This window comes from uncultured Brachyspira sp. (assembly GCF_944388875.1).
In the GTDB taxonomy this organism is placed as follows: domain Bacteria; phylum Spirochaetota; class Brachyspiria; order Brachyspirales; family Brachyspiraceae; genus Brachyspira.
Map to the genome: position 1 here is coordinate 48,604 of NZ_CALXKQ010000012.1, position 25,461 is coordinate 74,064.

General features: G+C 27.9%; 22 protein-coding genes and 1 pseudogene. 7 read left to right on the forward strand and 16 right to left on the reverse strand.

Annotated features, from left to right (window positions below; genetic code table 11):
• Nucleotides 1–188: 188 nt before the first annotated feature.
• Both Q0J69_RS08485 and lpxC read right to left on the reverse strand, forming a co-directional pair.
• Nucleotides 189–1,043 carry an RNA polymerase sigma factor RpoD/SigA gene (locus tag Q0J69_RS08485; protein WP_297206172.1) on the reverse strand — a complete coding sequence of 285 codons (855 nt, stop codon included), beginning with the start codon at nucleotides 1,041–1,043 and terminating at the stop codon, nucleotides 189–191.
• A 78-nt stretch (nucleotides 1,044–1,121) separates the two neighbouring features.
• Nucleotides 1,122–2,414 carry a UDP-3-O-acyl-N-acetylglucosamine deacetylase gene (gene lpxC, locus Q0J69_RS08490; RefSeq protein ID WP_297206174.1) on the reverse strand — a complete coding sequence of 431 codons (1,293 nt, stop codon included), beginning with the start codon at nucleotides 2,412–2,414 and terminating at the stop codon, nucleotides 1,122–1,124.
• A 245-nt stretch (nucleotides 2,415–2,659) separates the two neighbouring features.
• On the opposite strand from lpxC, the gene glyS reads away from it, so the two are divergent.
• Nucleotides 2,660–4,753, forward strand: coding sequence for a glycine--tRNA ligase subunit beta (gene glyS, locus Q0J69_RS08495; protein ID WP_297206177.1), 2,094 nt, complete (start codon nucleotides 2,660–2,662; stop codon nucleotides 4,751–4,753).
• A 93-nt stretch (nucleotides 4,754–4,846) separates the two neighbouring features.
• Here the strand turns inward: glyS and Q0J69_RS08500 are convergent, their stop codons facing one another.
• Nucleotides 4,847–5,761 (reverse strand): DDE-type integrase/transposase/recombinase, encoded by a 915-nt coding sequence (locus Q0J69_RS08500; RefSeq protein WP_297206180.1) that lies wholly within the window; start codon nucleotides 5,759–5,761, stop codon nucleotides 4,847–4,849.
• Nucleotides 5,762–7,124: 1,363 nt separating this feature from the next.
• Here Q0J69_RS08500 and Q0J69_RS08505 point away from each other — a divergent pair.
• On the forward strand, nucleotides 7,125–7,865 hold the full coding sequence (locus tag Q0J69_RS08505) for a hypothetical protein (RefSeq protein WP_297206183.1): 741 nt from the start codon (nucleotides 7,125–7,127) through the stop codon (nucleotides 7,863–7,865).
• A 74-nt stretch (nucleotides 7,866–7,939) separates the two neighbouring features.
• Here the strand turns inward: Q0J69_RS08505 and Q0J69_RS08510 are convergent, their stop codons facing one another.
• From Q0J69_RS08510 to Q0J69_RS08520, 3 genes are read right to left on the reverse strand one after another with little or no spacing between them, the layout of a single operon-like run.
• Nucleotides 7,940–8,419, reverse strand: coding sequence for a GNAT family N-acetyltransferase (locus Q0J69_RS08510; RefSeq protein WP_297206186.1), 480 nt, complete (start codon nucleotides 8,417–8,419; stop codon nucleotides 7,940–7,942).
• A 17-nt stretch (nucleotides 8,420–8,436) separates the two neighbouring features.
• On the reverse strand, nucleotides 8,437–9,246 hold the full coding sequence (gene thiD, locus Q0J69_RS08515; RefSeq protein WP_297206190.1) for a bifunctional hydroxymethylpyrimidine kinase/phosphomethylpyrimidine kinase: 810 nt from the start codon (nucleotides 9,244–9,246) through the stop codon (nucleotides 8,437–8,439).
• 19 nt (nucleotides 9,247–9,265) lie between these two features.
• Complete coding sequence (locus Q0J69_RS08520) at nucleotides 9,266–9,973, reverse strand: response regulator (RefSeq protein WP_297206194.1); 708 nt, start codon at nucleotides 9,971–9,973, stop codon at nucleotides 9,266–9,268.
• Nucleotides 9,974–10,175: 202 nt separating this feature from the next.
• Between Q0J69_RS08520 and Q0J69_RS08525 the strand changes: the two genes are divergently transcribed.
• The 3 genes from Q0J69_RS08525 to Q0J69_RS08535 are packed head-to-tail and all read left to right on the forward strand — an operon-like array spanning nucleotide 10,176 to nucleotide 14,880.
• Nucleotides 10,176–11,618, forward strand: coding sequence for an alpha-amylase family glycosyl hydrolase (locus Q0J69_RS08525; RefSeq protein WP_297206196.1), 1,443 nt, complete (start codon nucleotides 10,176–10,178; stop codon nucleotides 11,616–11,618).
• Between the two features lie 20 nt (nucleotides 11,619–11,638).
• Complete coding sequence (locus Q0J69_RS08530; protein ID WP_297206198.1) at nucleotides 11,639–14,038, forward strand: GAF domain-containing sensor histidine kinase; 2,400 nt, start codon at nucleotides 11,639–11,641, stop codon at nucleotides 14,036–14,038.
• A 38-nt stretch (nucleotides 14,039–14,076) separates the two neighbouring features.
• Nucleotides 14,077–14,880, forward strand: a complete 804-nt coding sequence (locus tag Q0J69_RS08535) for a hypothetical protein (protein ID WP_297206201.1) — start codon at nucleotides 14,077–14,079, stop codon at nucleotides 14,878–14,880.
• A 7-nt stretch (nucleotides 14,881–14,887) separates the two neighbouring features.
• Here the strand turns inward: Q0J69_RS08535 and recR are convergent, their stop codons facing one another.
• Together recR and Q0J69_RS08545 are read right to left on the reverse strand one after the other, a co-directional pair.
• Nucleotides 14,888–15,493, reverse strand: coding sequence for a recombination mediator RecR (gene recR / locus Q0J69_RS08540; RefSeq protein WP_297206204.1), 606 nt, complete (start codon nucleotides 15,491–15,493; stop codon nucleotides 14,888–14,890).
• Between the two features lie 3 nt (nucleotides 15,494–15,496).
• Nucleotides 15,497–15,910 carry a YbaB/EbfC family nucleoid-associated protein gene (locus Q0J69_RS08545; RefSeq protein WP_297206206.1) on the reverse strand — a complete coding sequence of 138 codons (414 nt, stop codon included), beginning with the start codon at nucleotides 15,908–15,910 and terminating at the stop codon, nucleotides 15,497–15,499.
• Nucleotides 15,911–16,057: 147 nt separating this feature from the next.
• On the opposite strand from Q0J69_RS08545, the gene Q0J69_RS08550 reads away from it, so the two are divergent.
• Together Q0J69_RS08550 and Q0J69_RS08555 are read left to right on the forward strand one after the other, a co-directional pair.
• On the forward strand, nucleotides 16,058–17,515 hold the full coding sequence (locus tag Q0J69_RS08550; RefSeq protein WP_297206209.1) for a CsgG/HfaB family protein: 1,458 nt from the start codon (nucleotides 16,058–16,060) through the stop codon (nucleotides 17,513–17,515).
• Nucleotides 17,515–18,117 (forward strand): hypothetical protein, encoded by a 603-nt coding sequence (locus Q0J69_RS08555; RefSeq protein WP_297206212.1) that lies wholly within the window; start codon nucleotides 17,515–17,517, stop codon nucleotides 18,115–18,117. The genes Q0J69_RS08550 and Q0J69_RS08555 overlap by 1 nt, the downstream gene beginning before the upstream one ends.
• Here Q0J69_RS08555 and Q0J69_RS08560 read toward each other — a convergent pair.
• The 8 genes and pseudogenes from Q0J69_RS08560 to ychF form a co-directional block, all read right to left on the reverse strand.
• A complete protein-coding gene (locus Q0J69_RS08560; protein ID WP_366030478.1) occupies nucleotides 18,105–18,602 on the reverse strand; it encodes a septum formation initiator family protein in 498 nt (165 codons plus the stop codon). The genes Q0J69_RS08555 and Q0J69_RS08560 overlap by 13 nt on opposite strands.
• 242 nt (nucleotides 18,603–18,844) lie before the next feature.
• Nucleotides 18,845–19,162: pseudogene (locus Q0J69_RS08565) on the reverse strand (tetratricopeptide repeat protein); the annotation flags it as partial.
• Between the two features lie 3 nt (nucleotides 19,163–19,165).
• The gene (locus Q0J69_RS08570; protein ID WP_297206218.1) at nucleotides 19,166–19,474 is read right to left on the reverse strand and encodes a tetratricopeptide repeat protein; all 309 of its coding nucleotides are present in this window, start codon (nucleotides 19,472–19,474) and stop codon (nucleotides 19,166–19,168) included.
• Nucleotides 19,475–20,094: 620 nt separating this feature from the next.
• The gene (gene fabF, locus Q0J69_RS08575) at nucleotides 20,095–21,348 is read right to left on the reverse strand and encodes a beta-ketoacyl-ACP synthase II (RefSeq protein ID WP_297206252.1); all 1,254 of its coding nucleotides are present in this window, start codon (nucleotides 21,346–21,348) and stop codon (nucleotides 20,095–20,097) included.
• A gap of 89 nt (nucleotides 21,349–21,437) precedes the next feature.
• Entirely contained in the window at nucleotides 21,438–21,677 is a 240-nt protein-coding gene (acpP, locus tag Q0J69_RS08580; RefSeq protein ID WP_028328651.1) for an acyl carrier protein, read from the reverse strand.
• A gap of 75 nt (nucleotides 21,678–21,752) precedes the next feature.
• On the reverse strand, nucleotides 21,753–22,502 hold the full coding sequence (gene fabG / locus Q0J69_RS08585) for a 3-oxoacyl-[acyl-carrier-protein] reductase (RefSeq protein WP_297206259.1): 750 nt from the start codon (nucleotides 22,500–22,502) through the stop codon (nucleotides 21,753–21,755).
• Between the two features lie 337 nt (nucleotides 22,503–22,839).
• Nucleotides 22,840–24,087 carry a chloride channel protein gene (locus tag Q0J69_RS08590; RefSeq protein WP_297206262.1) on the reverse strand — a complete coding sequence of 416 codons (1,248 nt, stop codon included), beginning with the start codon at nucleotides 24,085–24,087 and terminating at the stop codon, nucleotides 22,840–22,842.
• A gap of 38 nt (nucleotides 24,088–24,125) precedes the next feature.
• A complete protein-coding gene (ychF, locus tag Q0J69_RS08595) occupies nucleotides 24,126–25,226 on the reverse strand; it encodes a redox-regulated ATPase YchF (protein WP_297206265.1) in 1,101 nt (366 codons plus the stop codon).
• Nucleotides 25,227–25,461 lie beyond the last annotated feature (235 nt).

The following is a 25,461-nucleotide window of genomic DNA, read 5'->3' on the forward strand; positions in this document are numbered from 1 at the left end:
TTTATTTTTTAATACAATCAATAATATTATTTTTTCCTTTACAAAATTTAGTATCTTTCAAAATAACATCATATATAAAAAATACATAGATAAATTTTCGGCATAATATATTTATTGTAAAATAACTCAGGCAATTCTAATTAAGTAAATTTTTAATATACAAAAATTATGATAATGAAATATAAAAATTATTTTAAGAAATCTTTTAATGAATTAAATTTCTGAGAATGCATTTTTCTTAATGCTTTTTTTTCTATTTGTCTGATTCTCTCTTTCGTAAATGAAAACATTTCTCCAACTTCTTTTAATGTTTTTCTCTCTTGATCTATACCATATCTAGCATTTATTATCTGCTTTTCTATATCTGAAAGATTTTCAATAGCAACTTTTAATTCTTCCATAAGTTCTTTATTTGTAATGGTATCCTCTACCGTTTTTGCTGTTTTATCTTCTATTGTATCTATAAGCCTGTCTTTCATACCTTCATAATTATATTCTCCTTCAAGAGAAATATGTTCTGTACTCATAGACATAATATGAAGTATATCATTAGGGTCTTTTTTTAAAATAGCGGCAAGCTCATTTACATCAGGAGTATATCCGCTTTTATAATAGTATTGATGCACAGCACGTTCTAAATCAACTAAATCCATAGCCTTATTTAATGGAAGTCTTATTAATCTTGATTTTTCATTGATAGCTCTTAATATGCTCTGTCTAATCCAATAAACAGCATAAGAAATGAAATGGTATCCTTTATCAGGGTCAAATCTGTCTGCAGCTATAATAAGCCCCAAATTACCCTCACTAATTAAATCCTCTAATAAAAGCCCGCTGTTTTTATATTGCTTAGCTATAGTTATAACAAACCGCAAATTACTTCTAATAAGTTTTGAACGGGCTTCAGCATCTCCTTCTTTAAGCCTTTTTGTTAACTCTATTTCCTCTTCACGTGTTAAAAGTTTTTCCTTTTTTGCATCAGAAAAATATAAGGATATATTATTTTGTTCTTCTGTATTCGATTTCAATCTGCTATCAGCCATAATATCATAACTCTTAAACAAAATTTATGGTGTATTATTTTACCATTTTTATATATAAAATCAATATAATCTAATTTTTCATAAATACCTATTAGCAAGATCATGAACGACAGAGTGATTAAATGAATGAGATGATTTATTGGCTATTATTTTAGCTTTTATAGGTCTGGATAAAATATATAAATCTCCTATTATATCTAGAATTTTATGCCTTACAAATTCATCCTCAAAATGTAATTTAGTATTTATCACTTTTCCGTCACATAGTAATATATGGCTGCCTATCATACCGCTTCCTGCCATCCCCATTTTTTGGGCATAGTCTATATTATCTATAGTATTAAATGATCTAGCTCTTCCTATTTCATTAGTAAATTGATCAAAATTTTCAAATTTATATGTATATTCCTGCACACCTATAGTACCAGCAAAATCTATACGCAAACTAACCTCAAGACCGTCATAAGGAGATAATATAATATAAGTTTCATTATCATTAACGTTTCCGTAAGTTAAAGTCTGATCTATAACTATAGGTTCAACATAATCATCCTGTTCAACATAACCAGCATCTTTTAAAGCCTCGCAGAATACTAAAGCAGAACCATCAACATTTGGTACTTCTCCGTCGCATTTAACTATCAAATTAGTTATACCCATCATGTGAAGTGCTGCTAAAAAATGTTCTGTAGTTTTTATATATCTGCTGCCTGATACCAAAGCAGTAGAATTAACAGCTCCTGATTTGTCTTTTGATAAAATATTGTCATGTGAAAGTTTTATATGAGTATTAGTATTAATATCAACAAATACTATGCCAGTATTTACTTCAGCAGGAACTAAAGTTAATGCGGTTTTTCTTCCTTCCATAAGGGCAAAACCGCTTACAACTACACTTTTAGCTATTGTTCTCTGAGCTACTTTATATTTACATTGATGTTTTTTATTAAAACTCATATTATCACAGCATTCTTTAGAAACATCTCTATCCTCATGTTCTTTAAATACTTCATCGCAGCTTGATAATAATTTTGAAATACTTATAGGCTTTTCTAAAAAATCATAAGCCCCTATCTTTGTAGCCCTTACAGCTGTTTCTACTCCAGCATGTCCACTCATCATAATAACTGTTATAGAAGGAAATTTATCTTTTATATTAGTTAAAATATCAAGTCCATCAATATCAGGAAGCCATACATCTAAAAATACCAAATTTATACTATTATCTTCTAAAATCTTTAAAGCTTCATTATAGTTTTTTGCTATATATACATCATATCCCTCATCTTCTAAAATGCTTTGACAAGTTGTGAGTATATCTTCTTCATCATCTATAATTAATATATTCTGTTTAATTTTTACATTCTGCATATCAATAATTCTTCCATTTTTTAAATATATTATATTAACAATATAAAATCAATACCAAAATTATTTATTATCGGTAAATATATACAATTTTCCTAAAAATATTATTCTAGCATATATATATAACCTATCAAATAGACAAATAGTTAATAAAATTATAAATTAATATATAAAAAACATTGTATTTTTTATACTATAAATGTACAATATAATACATCAGTATATAATTAATTTTTAAGGATATAAAAGTGAAAGATTTACTTATAGAAATATTGGTTGAAGAGATACCTGCAGATTTTGCCTTACCTGCAAGTATGAGTTTTAAGAAGATTATGGAAAATACATTAAAAAATAACGGTGTAAATTTCAAATCTATAGTATCATACACAACTCCAAGAAGATTATCAATTCTTGTTGAAGATGTAGAAGAAAAATCAAAAGATGAAATTATAGAGTTTAGAGGTCCTCTATTTGAAAGTGCTGTAAAAGACGGTATTCCTACAAAAGCGGGTGAAGGATTCTTAAAATCACATAATATTGATGCCAATCTAGTAAAAAGTATAGATGAAAAAGAATCTTTTGATAAACCATATATAAAAGATGTAAGCGGAAAAAAATATATATTCGTAAAAAAAGAAAAAAAAGGCATAGAAACAAAAAAATTATTTGAAGAGAATCTGGAAAATATAGTTGCCAATATAGATTTTAAAAAGAAAATGAGATGGGCTGATAAAGATTTCGCATTTGTACGTCCTATTAGAAATGTATTAGCATTATTTGGAAATGAAATTATAAAAACTACTGTTGCTGGAATAGATACTAATAATAAAATAACAGGACATAGATTATTATCTCCTGAATTTGCTGAAATAAATAATCCAAAAGACTATGAGAAAATTTTAATTGAAAAACATGTTATAGTATCAAGAGAGAAAAGATTAGAAAATATAATTAGTCAATTAGAAAATATTGAAAAAGAAAATGGATATGAAGCTGTTTCAAAGAAAAAAGTGTCTGAAATAGTTGTGGATTTAGTAGAAGAACCTTATTTACTCACTGCTGAATTCGATTCTAAATTCTTAGAAGTTCCTAAAGAAGTATTAACAAGCGAAATGATAGAGCATCAAAAATACTTTCCTCTATGCAAAAAGGATGGAACTCTCACTAACCTATTTGTAATAACAGCTAATCAGCCTAAAACTCCTCAAATAATAGCAGGAAATATAAGAGTATTAACAGCAAGACTCTCTGACGGAAGATTCTTGTATCAGGAAGATATAAGAAAAGGTATGGATGAGATGAATGAAAGACTTAAAATGCTTATGTTCAGAAAAGAACTTGGAAGCGTTGCTGATAAAGTAAAAAGACTTGAGAAAAACTCTGATCTTTTAATAAAACTTTTAGGTTATGAAAAAGATAAAGATAATATAATTAAAGCTATTAAATATATGAAATCTGATTTAGTTAGCAATATGGTTTACAACTTCCCAGAACTTCAGGGTATTATGGGCGGATATTTTGCAAAGAATATGGGATTAAATGATGATATAGCATTGGCTATTAATGAACAGTACAGACCTTTATTTGCTTCTGATGATATACCTTCTAATGATACTGGTAAAGCTATAGCAATACTCGATAAAATGGATAATATTGCCGCTGGTTTCTATGTTGGAGATATACCTACAGGTTCTCAAGACCCTAATGCTTTAAGAAGACAGGCACTTGGTATTATAAATATACTTACAAAATCAAAAAAACATGTTAATCTTAAAAAACTAATAGAAGATTCTATTAATTCAATGCCTAAAGATGCAAGAAATAATAAAAGTGCTGATTTAGTTAATGATATATTTGAGTTCTTTAAATCACGTTTTGAAAATGATATTGATTTTTCTAAAGATTCTATAGCAGGTGTTTTATCTACAGGTATAGATGATATCTATGATGCCTACTTAAAAATAGAAGCTGTTGATGAGTTTAGAAAGAAAAATGAGGATTTATTCTCAAATCTTTTAGCAGTATTTAAAAGAATAAAAAATATGATTAAGTCATCTAAGGATGTTAATTTGGATGAATCTTTACTAAAAGAAGAAGCAGAAAAATCTCTATACAATATTTATAAAGAAAAATTAAATGAAGTTAATAAACTTATGGAAAATAGAGAATATGAAAAAACATTTGCTTTATTAGCTAGTCTTTATGAACCATTAGACAAATTCTTCAAAGATATTATGGTAAATGTAGATGATGAGAAAATAAAAAATAACCGTATAGCTTTGCTTTCTTCAGTTGATAAAATTTTCAAGAATATGCTTGATTTCTCTAGTTTGGTAAAATAATAAAAATAATTACTATAAATAAAGGGGGTTCATTGATAAAAAAATCCCTTTTTTATATATAAAATGTCTGTTTCCATTAATCTTGTCATGGAGCTATAGATATTGTGCTTTCCTTGCTGTAATATTTTCTATTCTTTCAGCAATTGTAATATATCCTAGAGAGGAAATCAATCTCTGATGATTATAAAAATGCGTATATTCATTTAATTTTTGTTTTAAGACTTCTACAGTTATTTTTTTATTCAATCTTGAATAAAATTCTTTTTCATCTATTCCATGTACTCTTTCTACTACGCCGTTATATCTAGGTACTGCCACGGGAATATACTTTCGTTCCAATTTATTTTTCAAACAATATTCATCAAAAATATTTATTTTAGAAGTATTAAGACAGCGGTATGTATATTCTGTACCATTATCTGTCTGTATTGATTGTATATTAAAAGGGGAAGTTGTTAAAACATATTTCAAGAATGATAAAGCACTGGATGGTGTTTTATCGTCCCAAGTATAACGTGTGGCTAAATCTACAGCAGTGAACTGATAAACAGTTTTTCTGCCAAGTTTAATATATTTTGTATCTATTTGAACTATTTTACCCTCTTTTTGTATTTTAGAAACAAATTTACGTTTATCATAGCGTTTCTTTTTCCTTTTGACTTTATATCTCCAAATATTATTTCTCTTTAATACATTTTCAATAGCAGTAATCCCTATCTTAATTCCTTCACGATTCAAATATGCTTTAATATAATGTTTTCCTCTATATTCTTTAGTATAGAGCTTAATAATTAAATCAATGACTTCTTGATTATTAAAAATATGCGGAAAAGTTTTCGGTCTAGTAGTTAAATTAAAAATAGTTCCCGTAGTTTTATATTTGTTATACCAATGATAAAAAGTAGATCTAGCAATAGAATATTTTTTTAAAAATATTTTAATATTTTTAGTTTTTAAAGCTTCCTGAACTATAAATAATTTAAATTCTGTAGTATACTCTTTGCTCATAGTAGTATCCTTTTATTTGTTTTGTCTGTGAAAATATTATAACAAGGGTACTGCTTTTTTTATACTAAAAAATGTACAAAAACTCACACTCCTAAACATAAAAAAAATGTTTTTTTGTTGACTTTAAAATATTTTTGTGTATATTAGTTAATGCTAAGTAAAATTAAAAAATGCTGTCAAAAAAAGGCGTGAGAAACCTTTTAAGCATTGAAGAAGGTTAAAAAAATGTGTAATATAGTTGTATTATGCTCTGGTATATTGTATACTTTGAGCAAGTTTAGTAATAGTTCTTTTAATTTAATAGTTAGAAATGCAGTACAAGTAATGATTATATTATACTCTCAATTTTATAATCCTTCTTGTATTTTACTTAGCAATAAAAACAAATACTTGTACTGCTTTTTTATAGATTTTAAAAAATTCGTTAAACTTTTAAGTTTGTCATTTTTTTAGTCAACTTTTTCCCGCCGCATACGCTCTGCGGACTTCGTCAAAGTTGCAAAAAGTGCAAGATATAAAATTAGTACTAAATCATACTAAAATTGTTTTTGTATGTAAGATAGATTATTAATTTAAGCTAAAATATAGCCTTTCGAGAAGCGTATCCGAGCCTGTCGAGGATATAGCTTCTTCATGGCAACACCGAGTAGGTGCCTTACCTACGGCACGCAGAGCGTCGGCAAAAGAAGTGGGGTGCGGGTCAAAGCCCTGCAAATATTTAAAATTTAAAAAAATTATTTTTGACAAAATATATTTGTTTTGGTATATACTGAAATGATTTCATTTTGCCGACCACTGCACATTATATAATTATTATCAACTTTTTTGCCGCACAAAAAAGTTGCAAAAAACGCAATTGCTAGAACTTTATATTAAAAACATGCCTATTAAATATAGGATATAGCCTAAATTTATACTAAAAATGCAGTTCTTTTGGTTCTTTTATACCAATAAAAGAACTGGGGTATGGGGCAAAGCCCCAGATATAAAAACAAAAATAAATTTATATTTTTGACAAACTGTATTTGTTTAGGTATATACTAATTTCTAATACAGAAATCTAGCTGCCTATAATAATATTATTCATCAATATCTGTTAATAAAAAATAACTAGCTCGTTTCAAAGTATATAGAATAGTATCATTACAATATATTGTAGAATAATATCATCAATACAAAATTACAATAGTATATTTTTCTTACATATAAAACAACATAATTCGTATTAATAGTATTATAATAGCCTTTTTTATATACATATCATGGGTAAATATATAAAAAAAATTTACATTTTAGTATATGTATAATATTGTAATATTCAGTATATATTTTATTATATGATTAACACAAAAAAGGAGATAAAATGAAAAAAATTATACCTATAGTATTATTTATATCTGTTTTAATATTTTCATGTTCTAAAACAGATACAACATCAAATCAAAACGGAACAGCTGAAGCAGGAACTATGGATATAGACTTTCAGGCTGTATTCGGTGAAAAAGCTAATGATGACAATAATTTAATGCAAAACTCATATTTAAAAGTTTCAGGAACTTACGGCAATATTGATGCTAAAGTAGATGCTGCTACAGGAGCTTCAACACCTGCAGGAGCAACTAAATCTTGGGACTCATACAGATATAAAAACGGACAATTTGCTGACAACAAAATGGAACGTGGTTTCGGATTCTTTGTATTATATGGAGTATCTCCTTCAAAAACTTATAACTTTGACGGTATGGTTACAGGAACATCCCAAAAAACTTTGGACGGAACTAATGGACCTTCTGTTATAGGAACAGGTGTTACTAAAGATGAAACTGGAGTTATTACTATAAGATATGCCCATGCAGGAGGACCTACAGTTTATCCTTGGGTTTATGAATTAAAATCTGATACTAACGGAATATTCAAAATAGGATATGGTTTAGATAATAATAAAATGAGTACTTCTCAAATTTCTAATGATACTGATTTTACTAATATACAAATGGTTACTGATAAAGCTAAAGACGGGCTTCCTTATTGGCAGGGAGATTTACAGGGTACTTTTGAAAATGATACTTTGACAATAAAAGGTACTTTGAAAGAAGTTCAATAATGCACAATTAATAAATTTAAGGGACTTTATTTTATATAAAGCCCCTTATTTTATATATTTAATAAAATAAATTACTACAATTGCTTTGTAAACATTATTCCATCGCAATATGTGCCGTCTTTTAATCTGTATCCATTCTTTATAATACCAGCCTCTGTAATTCCTAAAGAACGATATAATTTTAAAGCTGCTTCATTTAAAGAAACTACTCCGTTATATTGAAGCACTTTAAATCCAAGATCTTTGCATCTTTTAAAAGAATCCAGTACAAGCTCTCTTCCTATACCTTTTCCTCTCATATCAGCTCTCACATCATAAGTAGTATTGCATATATGAGAACGTCTGCCGTATCCATTCGGATGTATTAAATAATAACCTAAAACTGTATCATTATCTACAGCACATATAACATCTATCTCCTTTTTAAAAAAGGAGTATGCTTCATCCAGCTTTATCGGATATTCATCAGGATAAGCAAGTGCCGATTCTACTATTTCATTCCAAATTTTAAGAATTTGCTCAACATCTTTATCTTCATAAGAACGTATAATCATTATAGAACCCCAAAATATTAAATATTTAAATATTTCCATGCCTCATAAAAATGATGAACAGGACCATGTCCCTTACCTACACTATCTATTTTTGCCGCCTGTAATGCATTAAATAAATATTCTTTTCCTAATTTTGAAGCCTCAAGAGGCGTTTTTCCATGTGCCATATAACTGCAAATAGCAGCCGAAAGAGTACATCCAGTTCCATGAGTATTTTTTGTATCTATTCTCATAGCATCTAAAAATTCTTTATGATCCTTACTCATAAATAAATCCCTTGAAAGCTCTCCTTCTAAATGTCCGCCCTTAAGCATAACATTTTTAGCTCCCATATTGAGTATATCATCAGCAGCCTTTATCATATCATCATCTGTTTTTATATTTTTTAATGTTAAATCTTCTGCCTCAGGTATATTAGGAGTTATAATAGTAGATATTGGAACTATATATTTTTTTAAACTATCAACAGCCTCCTCTAAAAGCAGCCTGTCCCCGCTTTTTGCTACCATTACAGGATCAACTATTATAGGTATATTCTTTGCATTTTCATTTAAAAATTTTGCAACTAACTTTATTATATTGCTATTAAAAAGCATACCTATCTTTACAGCATCAGGCACAATATCATCAAATATGCAGTACAGTTGTTCTTCTATTGCTTTTATCTCTATTTCATAACAGCTTCTAACCCCTTGAGTATTTTGCACAGGCAATGCAGTTAATACACTCATACCATAACATCCTAAAGCTGAAAATGTTTTTAAATCAGCCTGTATTCCAGCACCTCCAGAACCATCAAACCCTGCAATAGTCAAAGCCTTTATCATAATATTATCCCTTTATTAATTATTTAAGTTTTTCTATATATTTTTCATATATAAATTTGCATACTAATCTTGAATTAAATGCTGATAAATCTCCAAATTCACCCACATATTCATTGCCTATTTTTTCAAGTACATTAATAGAAAAATTAATTTTATAAGAGCCTATAGACATAGAAGCATTTTTTATAACATGTCCCACTTCTAAATTTGCCTCTTCAGAAGGCATAATAAATTTTAAACCAATAGGGGACATTTCTATTATCATACCATGAAGTATTTGTCTTACCCCATCATGTCTAAACACAAGTTTAAAATTATCTAAATCATTTATAACTATATGCTTTAATTTCTTAGGTGTTATATGAGCCTTTTCCAAAAGCATACAAAATCTGCTTAGAAAATCTTTTTCATTAAAAGGCTTAAGTAAAAATCCTGAAACACCTATACGCATCATATTGGATATAAACTCTTTTGTTGGTTCTAAAACATGCACTATTACATGCACCCCTTTATATCTATCATCCATATAAATTTTTTCAAGTATCTCAGTCATTTCAGTATCCCCTTCATTAGCTTCTATGATAGCTGCTGGGAATGGTCTTTTTCCAAACATTGTAAGAATGTTTTTTTTATCTTTTACTTCTACTACCTCATAGCCCGCCGTTATTAAAATACTTATAAGACTATCTCTTATTTGCGAAGATGAATCATAAACTAATACTCTCATAAAATTATACCTAGAATTAATTATAATGTTTTATACTATTATAATATAGAAACAATTAAAATCAATAATATATAAATACTTAAAAAAAATTTTTGATGTTATTTACATATTTTGAATTAAATAATAAAAAATATTAGCCATAATTAAATTAAAATAATATCAAAAAAGTTGTTTTTTTTATTTAATTATATATAATTATGGAATGAAGATTTCAGGATATAATTTATTTCCGCCATTATTGGGACATATAAAAAATTGGTACAGCCATATTGACAGAATAAAAGATATGGGCTTTGAATGGGTGTACATAAATCCCATTACATATACAGGATTCAGCGGAAGTTTATATGCTACAAAATATTATTATCAATATAATCCCGCATTTTTTACAAGTTCAAATCAAATTGAAGCAGAAAAAGAATTAAAAGAATTTCTCAAATACTGCAATGATAATAATATAAAAATAATGGTTGATCTTGTTATAAATCATTCATCCAAAGACTGCAATCTTGTAGAAGAACATTTTGAATGGTATAAAACAAAAGACGGAGTACTGCAGTCGCCTGGGGCTTGGGATAATGGAAAATGGATTGAATGGGGAGATTTAGCAAGTTTTAATAATAAAATAGATCCTAATCAAAAAGATGAAGAAGAAAATAAAGATAATATTAATAACAATGAAAATAAAAATGATGATGAAATTATCAATATAGGAGAAATACTTAATCCTATATGGTATTATTGGAATGATCTTGTAAAACATAATTTAGAATTAGGATTCAGCGGATTCAGATGCGATGCTGCCTACAAAGTTCCTAAAGAATTATGGAAATATCTTATAGATAATGCTAAAAAAATAAATAGTGAAGTTATATTCTTTGCTGAAAGTTTAGGATGTTCTATGGATGATACCAAAAACCTTATAAATGCAGGATTTGATTATGTAGCAAGCAGCGCCAAATGGTGGGATTATGAGGGCGAATGGTTTATAGAACAGTATGATTTAGCTAGAAAGAAAACTAAACAAATAGCATTTCCAAGCAATCATGATACAAGAAGGCTTATAGAAGAATATAACGGCAATATATGGAGATTAAAACAAACTTTTTTATTTACAGCTATAGTATGCGATATGTGGATGATAACTACAGGGGATGAATATGGATTTATAAATAGATGCAATGTTGTAGGCGGAAGTGAAAAAGATTATGAAAATATAAATTATGATCTTACACAATACATAAGAAATATGACGGAATACGTGAAAAAAAATAATATACTGGCAGACTGCGGAAAAATAGTATCTTTGGACATAGAAGAAAAGAAAAAAATAGAAAAATTAAAAAAAGAATGTGAAAATAATCAATCTCAGGAATGCCGTAATTTTAATGAAAATAATGAAAAAGAAAACGATAATAAAAAAGATCCATTCAGAAAATTTTATAAATATAGCTTGGACGGAAATGATAAACTTTTAATTATAGTGAATATAACTGATAAAAAAGAAAAATTAGATACTTCAAAATATGATATCAGAAGCGATATATCTTTAGATAATAGAATAGAAAATCTAACAGGAACTATTGATATGCTTCCGTATCAATTAAAAATATTTACAACTAGAGAAAAAGCATATTGGGCATAGATTTTAAAGGTGTTTTAGTTATGGAAGAGAGAAAATCTATAGACAGTTTTTTTTCAGATCTATCTATGGGTCTGCTTTGGGCTGAAAATACAAATGAAATAGACAGAGTTGTTGATTTATTTTTAGAAAAAACATGTCAATACTATGGTTTTGACTGCGGAGAAGTATATTTTCCTAAAGGGGATTATCTAATACTAAGAGGCGTATATGGAATAGATAGATACTATGTATGTAAGGTGGATTTTCCAATAGAGGCTACTCATTGTAAAGATATACTATATGAACAAAAAATATATATAGGAGAAAATATTAATCATACAAATATAGAAGTATTTTCAGAGTATTCTTCAATATTTGTACTGCCTATATTCTTTTATACCCACCCTATAGGTGTTGTAGTTTTTAGAAATAAAGAAAGCAGGATAGATTTATATTACAGTATTGTAGATGAAATAAAAAATGTTATAGGACATTTTGCGGTATATGCTAATAATGTTCTTCAGAATGTAACTTATAAAGAAAGGGATAAACAATTAAAACTGCTTAGAGAATTGTATTTAAAATTAAGCGATGTAGATGATTTTGAAAACAATTTGAATAATTTAGCATCTGATATAGCAAGCATATTTACAGCAAGCAGGGCTTTCATAAGACTTAGAGATGATAAAAATAATTTATATACTAGATCAAGTTATGGTTTTCCTGATAATTTTGATTATTCTATTTTTGATGATTTAAAATATCTGTCAAAATTTTTAGAAAATAATATTTATTATATAAATAATGCTTCAAAACATGAAGATTATAATAATTTCTCAGGTATAATAAATAGATCGGTATTATTTAATACTATACCTGTAAAAAAAGGATGCATAGGCTATATAGTTGTAATAGATAAAATACCTGATGCTGTTAATCCTTTAGGGGATTTTGACAATGAAGATTTGAATCTGTTTAATCCTTTGCTTGCCAATATATCCAGCAGAATGTCTGAACATTACAACCTTATAGAATTAAGCAAAGCAAATCAAAAAAATACTAAACACATGTCGCGTTTAAATACATTATATGATATAAGCAATATTTTGTTAGAGCGTTCCAAAACTGAAGATATATTGTTTTTGCTTCTTACTATAGCTACTATAGGTGATGTATTTGCATTTAATAGGGCATTTGCTTTTCTTTATGACAAAGAATTTAATGTATTTAGGGGGCGTATGTGTGTTGCACCAAAAAGTGCTGACGATGCTGGTATGATATGGAGCAATATGCAGAACATGGATAAATATGCTCTTAGAGAAAAATTAATGCTTTCTTTTGATAAGAGAAGTTTAGAAGATTCATGGGATTTAAATCAAAAGTTTTTAAATACAGTAATACCTAATAATAAAAACTGTAAATTATTTTTTGATGTATTTAATAATAAAAAAAGTATAAATATAACTGATATAAAAAATAATGAGGAAGTTAATCAAATAAAAAAATATACTGATATATTTGGTGATTACCCTTTTGCTATAATACCTATAATGAATTCTATAAATTGTATAGGAATGGTTGTGGTTGATAATCCTTATAATGGCAAGTCTATACCTGATGATGACTTAGATTACTTAAAAATGTTCGGAAGACAGGCTGCTGTAGCTTTAGAATATTCTTCTCTTTACAATGAAATAGAAAAAAATAATAATGCTCTTAAAGCTGCTGAGAAAAGTTTATTGGATTTAAAAAGTTTGGCTATAATTGGGGAAATGAGTTCTTCTATGACGCATAATTTAAGAAATTTTATAGTACCTATAGCTGGATTTGCTAATAGGCTGGTAAAAATAAGTAAAGATGAAACCATTAAAAATTATGCACAAATAATTGCAAATGAGGTTGAAAATTTAGAAAATTATTTAAGAAGAAATTTATCATTTGCCAAAAGCATTAATTTAGAAATAGATAATATTAATATAGATGATATGATAAAATATTTAACTATTCTCTCAAAAGAATATATAAAAAAAAGCGGCAAAAATATTAAATTTTATGCAGTTAAAATTACAAAAGAAAATACTGTAAGATGGGATTATGACAGAATGAATGACGTTATATCCAATTTAATAATAAATGCTATAGATGCTATAAATGGTAATGAAAAAGATTCTTTTATAAGCGTTATATTTAATGATAATGCCTATAAAGAATCTATGATAGATATAATAGTTGAAAACACAAATTCATATATAGAACCTGAATTAGCGGAAAAAATATTTACTCCGTTTTTTACAACCAAGAGTCATGGAGTTGGTATAGGTTTAGCAATATCCAAAAGAATAGTGGAAGCACATGGCGGAAGCATGATGCTTAAAAGCGTAAACGGTAGTTTTAAAGTAACAACATTTTTTGTTTCTATACCAGTTAGTTTAAACAATTAGTGATTATTTTCCGATAATCACTTTGGAGAGTTTTTATTATGGCAAAGATAAGTGAAGCTGCTAAAGCAGAATGTACTAGGATGCAAAATAAATATAAGGATTTGCTTTCGGGTACTGAAGAGCTTTTAGCAAAAGTAGAAAAAGATTTATTAACTATAGAAGACCCATTAGAAGCGTCAAAGAAAAAAATAGATGCTGCAGTATTATATATTAAGGCATCTTCTTTTATTGCAACAATATGCTATATAGCTATAGAATATATAGAGGTTCGTTCTGATAATCAATTAAATGACGGAAGAAGATATATTAATAAAGCTATTATGCTTTTAGAAGAGGTATTTGGAAATCATACTGATGACTCTCTATCTTTAAATGAGGAAATACATGAATATTTAAAAGATAAATTAACTGATGAATGGAAATATAAATTTATTTGCTCATTTGGGTATGTTATAGATTATTTTAAGTACTGCTACGGAGAAAACTCTAAATGGCTTCAGAATTTCATTGAAATAGAAGGAAGATTCGCAGTTCTAGCAAAAAATATGATAGATTTTAAAAATTACATAAAAGAACTAAGTCCTGAATTGGAAGGCTATAGATTTAGAGTAAAAATGATGGAATTAGTAAAAAGTCTTTTATCTGCTGCTGCTGAACAATACAGAACTAAATATGAACTGCAGGATAAAAGATTAGATGATATGAAAATGGCTCTGAATATAATTGCTTCTCTTAGAAGAATACATGTTTATCTAAATGAAGTAGAAGAATCCGAAGAGAAAAAGAAAATGTATGATCTTTGGAAGAAAAAAATGGATGCCGATATCAAAAAGATGAAATAATTTATAATCAGTCCATTTCTACTCTGTCAATTATACTTCTAGCTAAAGACCTTGAATCAGCATTTTCTATATCGCTTGCTAAAGAAATACCATAAGTAATACGTGTAATTTTTCCTTTAAAATTATTATCTTTTAATACTTTATGTATATATGATGCTGTAGTATCGGCTTCTAATGATGCACTAAATGCTATCATTATCTCATCAATACTATTATTTTTAATTCTATCTATAAGTTCTCTTATTCTTATATCGCTTATGCCTATACCTTTTAAAGGTGCTATAAGTCCGCCTAATATATGATAAACCCCATTATATTCTTCTGTTTTTTCTATAGCCAGCATATCTGGATAATTTTCAACTATGCATATTTTTTTATGATCTCTATTTTCATTGGCACAAATAAAGCATATATCATTTTCACTCAAACTATAACATTGAGAGCATAATTTTATATTACTATGTAATGTCAACAATGTATCGGCAAACTCTTTTAAATATTCTTCGTCGCTGTCAAAAAGATATAGAGAAAGACGCATAGCTGTTCTTCCTCCTATACCCGGAAGCCTTGATATTATTTGATTGAGTTTATCCAAAGATGGAATATTATTCAATTTTTAATCCTTATCATCATCTTTATTATTATTCATATTATTCATCATATCATTCATCTTTGAAAGCATATCAGGAGTTATAGAATCTAAAGATATGTTTAACTTGCCGTCTTTATATTCTATAGAAGTCATTTTACTGATATCACCGAACATTTTATTCATATCGCCCCAATCCATATTAAAAGGATTATTATCTTTTTTAGTATGTTCCAATTCATCATCTGTATTTTGTTTTAATTCTTTTACTTTACATATTGCTTCATTGATACTGGAAGTTATCATTTCTTCTAATAATTCTTTTTGATCTTTCATTAAAAGGCTTTCATCTATATTAAAATTTAATATGTTAAAAGATTTATCCATAGTTAAAGAAATTAAATTACCAGCTGAACTATATTTTATAGTATTTTCATTCATGTAAAAACTCCATATATTTTTTAATAATAATACATTCTTTTCTATAATTTATCAATCAAATTTAAATTTATATATTTGACTTTTTCATCCGATGTAGTATTATAATTACGAGTCGTTTATGGATATAATTGGTATTGGATTAATTTAATGAAAAGAATTGTATTACTATTTTATATTATATTTTCCAGCATGCTGTTTTCTCAGGAGATAGGTGAAAGGTATGAAAAAGAAAATATAGCTGTATTTGAGATATCGGATCCGTCAGGCGTATATGGAAAAGGTTTAGGTAAGAAGGTAACAGCTTTAATTGAAAATGCCTTAATTAGAATGGAAAGATTTAATGTTGTAGATAGGCAGAATTTAGATAAATATCTAAAAGAAATGGAGCTTCAATTAACAGGCATAACTGATAAGCAGGTTATTGAAGTAGGTAAAATATACGGATATTCTAAGGCTATTATTGGAAAACTTACATCTGCAAATGTATCTTATGACTATGATAGTTATGAGGGAAGCGGAGTTATATACGGTGATGTTGAATTAGTATTGCAGATAGTGGATGTTGAAACTACTAAAATATTATATTCCTCAAGATTAAGCGGTACTAGTTATTACGGTGTTTCAAGTTATCCGTCTTATACCCTAAGAGAGGCTGCTCTTAGCGATGCTGTAAATGATTTAGTTGGAAAAGTAGAATCCAAAATGAGAGATATATTTAAAATAACAATAAAAATTGCTGATATAAGTGACGGTAATGTTATATTACTTGCTGGAAAAAACCATGGCGTAAGCAAAAAAACTAGATTTAAAGTATATTCTCAAAAAGATGATATAATGCTTCCTTCTGGAAATACTATTAAAGGCGGATATAATTATAAAGGTACTTTAAGAGTTAAAGAACTCGGAACCGACTATTCAATAGCTAAAGTTACAAGAGGAAAAAATATAGCTGTTGGAGATATAGCAAGAGAAACATATATAGGGGACTTTGGAGTTGGAATATCATTGAATTATGCTTCATATAATATAAAATCATTTGATAAAACATACCAAAGTTCAGTAAAACCTAATGAAGGAAAATTGAGGATATCATTAAATAAAAATGAATATGCCTTAGGACTTCATCTTAAAGTAGGATATAATGGAGAATTGTTTTCTCCTAATTTAAGTATTGGTATATTATTTGGGGATTTTTTAAAAAGCAGTTATGGTTTTGATGCAAGATTTAATTTTGATATTAATATAAATTTATATCAAGAGGTATTTAGACTTATATTATCTCCATATATTGGCATGGGTTTAACATTTACAAAAATTGGAGAAGTATATGGAGGAAATTATTATACGGACAATTATACTTATTTGCCGAATGGAAGTAAAATAGAATCTAGGGATATAATGTTTGGTATTGGAGCTATAGTTGCTTTGCAATATAATATAACGGATACTATAGGAGTTCATTTTGGCGTAGGTTATAGATTTTATACTGACCCTATTAACTTGGGAGTTTACAGTGATGGAAAAGACTTTACTTTGCCTGAAAAAATTAAACCTGTTACTCTTACTGGGTTAGAATTTACATTAGGAGCGTATTTTATTTTATAATGTATAGATTATTAATTATAATTTTAATTTGTTTATTTTCAAATACAGTATTTGCTGCATTCTATTTTTCAGATATATCTAAGGAGTATGAAACTAATGTATCTCCTGAGAAAAAAGAAATAATAGAAACTAATGAAGAGCTTAAATCAGAATATAATATTGATACTAATACGGTAAAATCTTTCTTTATGATGGATGGAAACAATATTATAAATCAAAGCGGAGTAAGCAGTTCCCCTGTATTACTGGATGAATCATACGGCAGTAATAGTAATCCTTTCAGATATACTGAGGTAACTTTTATATTGACAGCATTCTTTTCATATACCTATGCTACTTACTTAGTATTTGGATTGGATAGTTTGGAAAATGCTAATGTAGCACCATCTACTACTGGAAGAAACAGATATAAATCTTTATGGATATCTTCTACATTATTTGAAATAACAGCTGCTGTATTTTGCGGTGCTGCTGTGGCTTATGATAGCTATCAAAGAGTATTTGGTAAGAAAAAAGAAGGATTCAGCTTCAATTTTATGCCGTATTATGAACCAATAACTCAAGATGGAGGATTTGTATTTTCTTTAAGTCATCCGTTATGATGAACGGCTTTTTTTCTTCTTATCAATTTAGGCAATAGATTTTTATTTAATAAAATTAGATAGAATACAAAGCATAATGCTATAACAAATGCTAATATTAAAGCACCTTTTATATTTATATAATTATCATTGTCATTATTTGCATAATTATATGATACTGCAGGTGTTTCTGCATCAGCATCATCTTTGATTATTTTTATTATCTTTTCATTTTTGCTTTCATCCAAATATCCGAATGTTTTTGCATACGAAAGAATATACTCTTTATCATTCTTTAATCTTTCTATATTATTTGATATTTGTGTTTTCCTTCTATTTAGTTCTTCTATCTTTTCTTTTTTATTATCTATTAGAACCTTTTGAGAATCCAATGTAAGAAAGCCTTTTGAACTAAAAACGAATATATATATTGTAAAAAGAATACATGCTAATATAAAAAAATAAAAAATTTTAGAGCTAATTCTTACATTAAAATACATAGACATATAACCTTTTCAAATATGAATATATTATCGGATGCAATTTCTTAAAATTAATATAACTTAAAATAAATCTATTTTATATATTTACACTATATAAAATATCAATTATATACAAAATTTTAATAGACTTGTTTCAAAACTTTAATACTTATAGTTTTTTAATTTAATATTATTTAATTATACTTGCAGCTTGTCAAAATTAAAACTCATTCAAACTTATTTCAAATTAACATATAAAAATAATACTATTTTCTATTAGCATTATATTCATTTAATATAAATTGCTCTATGTAATAATCATTATTAGGATCAATTTCTAAAGCCATACCATAAGCATTTTTTGCTTCTTTGAACTGCTGATTTTTACTATAAGAATACCCAAGCCAGTCCCAATTATTTGCATCATTAGGATTCAATTCTACTGACTTTTTGAAACATCGTATAGCTTCTTCATAATTGCCATTCTGATTATAAGAATTACCTAACCAATGCCAAATATTTGCCCCATTAGGATTCAATTCTACTGCTTTCTCCAAGCATCGTATAGCTTCTTCATAATTGCCATTCTAATTATAACTACTGCCTAACCAATTCCAAATATTTGCATCATTAGCATTTAATTCTACTGCCTTTTTGAAACATCGTATAGCTTCTTCATAATTATTATCAATATAATATGATTTACCTTGTTTAAATAAATTATTGTCATTTTCTTTTAATGCAAAATCTTCTATCTCTTTTGCTCTCTCATCTGATATACCGTATCTAGATTTTCTCTTATTTAGTAAATCTCTTTTACTATCATCTATAACTCCGTAATCCAACATGTCTATTATAAGTTCATAATAATCTTTTTCTTGTTTTATTAAATTCATCGCTTTTTCCTTATGCAGAATAAAAACATATCAATAAAAAATAAAGTTTATTAAAATTATTATTTGATTTTTAGCATAAAGCAAATATTAAATTAATGCTTCATTAAATTAGTATATATTATAATATATATTTGTCAATATTTTATGCATATTATAATAATAAAAAGTACATTCTAAATATTATTTTTTTAATTTGCTTAAATCTTAAAAACCTGCCTGATAAAAAATGCTATTAGAAGCAAGCATTTTATTAACTTTACTAAACTTATTTCAAAAGTAATTTTATTTATGATTGCGGGGACTAGCCACGAAGTCCTCCTTTGTTATAGGCAACCACTACTTCCGCCTCACTATATGTGATGTAGGCAAGTAAATAAATATATATTTATATATTAAAATAATATACTGTACAACGTATAAAACATTATTTTTATAATTTATGAAAATTTTATATATAATATTGTAAAGTAGTTTTGAAACAAGTCTATTGATAAATTAAAAGAATTTCATATACAATCTTGTCAAGTCTTTTGAAATAAGTTTAATTTTATGAAATCAAATGCAATAAAAAAGCTGTACTTATATAAATAAATACAGCTTTATATTTTATATCACTTTTATTATATTCTTTTAAATACTATAGAAGCATTATGTCCGCCGAATCCTAATGAATTACTTATAGCGTATTCTATTTTATAGTCTTGGGCAGTATTAGCAACAACATCCAAATCGCATTCAGGGTCTTGTTCTTCTACATTTATAGTAGGGTGTACTTTACCTTCAATCATGCTCATAACAGTAGCAATAGCCTCTATACCGCCTGCAGCACCCAAAGCATGCCCAGTCATAGATTTAGTAGAGTTTATCTTTATCTTTTTAGCATGATCTTCGCCTAAAGCCTTTTTAATAGCCTTAATTTCTGCTATATCTCCAACAGGAGTAGAAGTACCATGCGTATTGACATAATCTATTTTATCAGGTGATATTTTAGCACTTTCAATAGCTAAAGACATAGCTCTTGCTCCCATAGCTCCGTCTTCTAAAGGAGCAGTAATATGATTAGCATCAGCAGTAAATCCATATCCGCAAACTTCTGCAAGTATATTGGCGTTTCTTTTTTTAGCATGCTCATATTCTTCAAGTATTAATACACCAGCTCCTTCAGCTATAACAAAACCATCTCTTCCCTTATCAAAAGGTCTTGATGCTTTAGTAGGTTCATCATTTCTAGTTGATAAAGCTCTTGCATTATTAAATCCTGCAATAGTAAGAGGATTAATAGTAGCTTCAGAACCTCCTACAACCATAATATCAGCCTCATTATCTTTAATATGCTTGTATCCTAAACCTATAGAATGATTAGAAGAAGCACATGCAGTAACCACACTGTAATTAGGTCCGTTCATACCATACTCTATAGCAATTACACCAGAAGTCATATTAATAATCTGCATAGGTACAAAGAAAGGAGAAACTCTTCCAGGTCCGTCAGAAAGTATAACATTATGATTTGATAAAAGAGTACTTATACCGCCAATACCGCTACCAAGAACACATCCAGCTCTTAAAGGATCAAAGCCTGTTTTAGGTTCTATACCAGCCTGTTTGAATGCATGATGAGCAGCATATATTCCAAAATTAATGAAAGGGTCTAATCTTCTTAGCATCTTTTTATCAGAATAATAATCGCCTTCAACTGGTAAAGCTTCAGCACCGATTTTGGTAACAAGTTGCTCTTTTTCAGGATCAAAGTATTTACTTAATGTTTTAACTCCAGAAACTCCATTAAGCAGATTGCCCCAGAATGTTTTTACATCATTTCCCAAAGAACTTACTATTCCAAGTCCTGTAATAACAACTCTGCGTTCACTCATATAAAAAACTCCTATAAGTCAATTATATTAAAAAATTTCCCGTAAAAATAATATTCTTTCTTCTTACGGGAAAATATAAAATATAATTATTAATTACCTTTATGTTCTTCAATATATTTAGCAGCATCAGCTACATTTTTGATTTTTTCCTGATCTTCTTGAGGAATTTTAATATCGTAGCGTTTTTCTAATTCCATTATTAATTCTACTAAATCAAGTGAATCAGCGTTTAAATCATCCACAAAAGAAGCTGTATCAGTAATTTTACTTTTGTCTGAGATGTTTAATTGATTAGCAACAACATCTTTAATTTCATCGATTAATGCCATTTTTAATCTCCTTAAAATCATAATATTTTTTTATTATAAAGTGCTTTTAAGCATCCTTACATACATAATTATTAATTACATTGACATTCCGCCGTCAACTGCTATTACTTCGCCTGTTATATAATTGCTCATATCTGAAGCTAAAAATAATACTAAATTAGCTACATCTTCTGGAGTACCTAATTTTTTTAGAGGTGTTATACTCATTATTCCTTTTACTGTATCTTCAGGCAAGGCATCTGTCATATCAGTTTGAATAAAACCAGGTGCTATAGCATTTACGCATATATTTCTAGGTGCAAACTCTTTAGCCATAGATTTTGTTATACCTATAAGTCCTGCTTTGGCTGCAGCATAATTTACTTGTCCTGCATTACCCATTTTACCTATAACACTAGATATATTTATTATTTTACCTTTTCTTGCTCTTAGCATATTTTTAGCAGCTTCTCTTGAAGTATAAAAAGCCCCTGAAAGATTTGTAGATAAAACATCATTCCATGCATTATCATCCATTTGTATAACAAGCATATCTTTTGTTATACCTGCATTATTTACAAGAATATCAATAGAACCAAATTTTTCTATAGTTTTAGCAATTACATCTTTACATGATTCACTGGATTTTGCATCATGTTCTAATCCTAAAGTTTCTACATTATAAGATGATTTTATTTCTTCTGCAATTTTTGATGCTTTATCTAAATTTGTAGCAGTTATTACAACATTAACACCTTCATTAGCTAAAGTTTCTGCTATTTTTTTACCTATTCCTCTGCTTGAGCCTGTTATTACGGCTGTTTTATTTTTAAGATTCAAATCCATATCTATCCTTTTTAGGTATATAAAAGATATATAATATAACAAAATTATTTTTTATTAGTCAAATATATACTATATTAAAACAAAATATAATAAATTTGTCAAGTAAATTTTATTAATTTAAAATTTTCGACTTTTTTGGTTTAAAAGTCGAAATAGTAAATTATTACTATACTTATTTCAAAACTAATTTTAAGGGGCTTCTTTTGCCTTAATTGAAAGCCAGTAAATCCTATAAAGTACTTTTGAAACATGTCCAATATATAATTTTATTATAGCAAGTATAAAAAATTATTGTAATACTATTTTAAATAATTATATAACATACACAAATCATATATTAATCTTGATCATATATAGAAGTTACACCAAGCACCTTAGCAACCATATATGATATTATTGCAACTATAACAAGAGCCGAGAAATTAGAAATAGAATTCGATATCTCAAGTATTAATATACAAACCATTATAGGAGTTCTTGTAACACCAGACATAAGAGATGTTATACCTAAAAGTATAAATAAATCTCCATATACAGCATAATCTGGAAAATACTTGATAAGAAATATGTCATATACAGATCCTATAGAAGCCCCCAATATAAATGTAGGAAAAAATACCCCCCCTACAGCACCTGATGCTGCACATACAGAAGTATAGAATAATTTAACAAATATAAGTATCAAAAGCATAGAAACAGAAAATTTATCTTTAACAATACTTCCTATAAGCAAATCGCCGCTTCCTAAAACATAGGGAAAAAACATTATCATAAAACCAGCCATCAAAAAAGCAGGAACTGGTCTGATTATATCATTATCTATTTTTTGATACATTTTAGAAAAGAAATTCATAAGAAAGTTCAAAAGTGAAGCTAATACTCCGCATATTATACCAAAAGGAAGAAGCGATATATAATGCCTCACTTCAAGTATCTTAGGGAGATTGAAATTAAGTATAAATCCCTGACCTACAATATGCTCTACAACAAGTATTGAAGCTATTGAAGAAAAAACTATGCATACAAATACTATATGATTTTTCTGCTCTCCAAGCTCTTCAAAAGAAAAAGCAATACCTGTAAAAGGAGCACTGAAAGTTGCTGTCATGCCAGCACAGGCACCTGAAACAAGCAAATATCTTCTATACTTTTCCAATTTAGAAAAATACTTATGAAAGAAAAGACCTACAAGCATACCTACATGCATAGAAGGACCTGCTCTTCCAAGAGATATACCGCTTGCAAAAGATATCATACTTCCAAATAATTTAAATAAAATCTCAAGAAAAATATTTTTTGGTTCATGAAGTGATATATAATATTTTATCTGAGGAACTCCTGCACCTCTTATTTGAGGATACTGTGTCAATATATAACCTATAAGACATCCCATAACTGTAAGAAATATAAAAAGAAATATAGGATAGTACCATCTGTCAAATATAAAATTGGACACATAAAATACATTAACACTCAATTTATATAGTATTATCCTATAAATAGAAACTATAAAACCTACTATCGCCCCTATACAAGCTGATAATACAAAAAGTTTTATGTATTTAGCTTCAAAATTAATCTTCATAATTTAAAATATTTTCATAATTAAATAATATTAATTATTTACACATTAAACCTAAATGTTACAACATCGCCTTCCTGCATTAAATATTGCTTACCTTCAAGTCTAATAGCACCTGCTTCTTTAGCTTTAACAAAACTTCCGAGCTCCAAAAGTTTATCGCAATTTATAACTTCGGCACTGATAAAACCTCTTTCAAAATCGCTATGTATAACTCCAGCAGCCTCAGGAGCATAAGCACCTTCTCTTACAGTCCAAGCCCTTGTTTCATCTTCACCTGAAGTTAAAAATGTTAATAATTTCAAAAGCCTATGTCCTGCCTTTGTAAGTCTTGCAACACCAGACTCTTTTACTCCTAAATCTTCCAAATAGCTTAATCTTTCCTCTTCATCTAAATCCTGCAAATCAGCTTCTATCTTAGCACTGAAAGGGATAAGTTCTATATTTCTTTCTTCGGCATATTTTTTCAATGTGGTATAATTAGAATTTTTTTCTGGATTAGATAATTCATTTTCTGATAAATTAGCACCTATCATCATGCTTTTTGCAGTAAGCAAGAATAAAGGCTTTAATATTTCTTTTTCTGTATCTGTTAAATCAAGACTGAATACAGGCTTGGAATTATCTAATTCGGGAAGTATTTTCTCTAATAAGGCAATTTCTTCCTCTGCAGCCTTACCCTTTCCGCCTTTAGCAACCTTTCTTTGTCTTTCAATCCTTGCATTAATTGTATCAATATCAGCAAGCATAAGTTCTGTCAATATAATATCCAAATCTCTTAAAGGATCAACATCGCCTATATGAGTAATATTGCCGTCTTCAAATACACGCACAACATGAAGCACTGCATTAACTTCTCTAATATGAGAAAGGAATTTGTTGCCTAATCCCTCCCCTTTTGAAGCACCTTTTACAAGTCCTGCAATATCTACAAATGTTGTTGTGTTATAAACTTTCTTTTTTGATTTGAAAAGGGCTGCTAATTTATCAACTCTTTCATCTTTTATTATCGCTGTAGCTTCATTTTTATCTATAGTGCAAAACGGATAATTGGCTGCCTCAGCATGAGCATTGGTTAAAGCATTAAAAAGTGTAGATTTTCCTACGTTTGGAAGTCCTACTATTCCTATAGATAAAGCCATAATTATTTCCTTAAAATAGTATTTTTAATTTTGTAGGAACATTATATATCAAAAAATATTAATAACAAGTATATTAAAAACGTATATGAAAAATATTTATAAAAAATTCATATTAGTATAAGTTTAAATAACTAAAAATAAACATTTGAATAATTTGTTTACATTTGCCCGCCCTCTAGGTTTTCAATCTAATTTATAATTTTTATAAGTTTTTTCTTTTTATTTAAAATAGTTA